Annotated in this window: 1 pseudogene; it reads right to left on the reverse strand. The window is 35.5% G+C overall.

Annotated features, from left to right (window positions below):
• Nucleotides 1-150: pseudogene (locus AOA62_RS32705) on the reverse strand (glycine cleavage system protein H); the annotation flags it as partial.
• Nucleotides 151-265 lie beyond the last annotated feature (115 nt).

The following is a 265-nucleotide window of genomic DNA, read 5'->3' on the forward strand; positions in this document are numbered from 1 at the left end:
TTCATCGCCTACTTCAGGTAGTTCTACAAATAAAATATCTCCAAGCTCTGATTGGGCAAAATCAGTGATTCCAATACGAACTTTATCACCTTCCGTTTTTACCCATTCATGTTCTTGTGAATATTTAAAATCTTTTGGCAAGTTACTCATTCATATTCCCTCCAAAATCGTTTTTACGGTAGATGAACCTCTCAAAATAACAAGGCTATGTAAAACTTATGTACATAAGGCTCCCTACGACAAGTATATCCAATTCCCACTATAG

This window comes from Pseudomonas sp. 2995-3 (genome assembly GCF_002742565.1).
Taxonomy (GTDB): domain Bacteria; phylum Pseudomonadota; class Gammaproteobacteria; order Pseudomonadales; family Pseudomonadaceae; genus Aquipseudomonas; species Aquipseudomonas edaphica.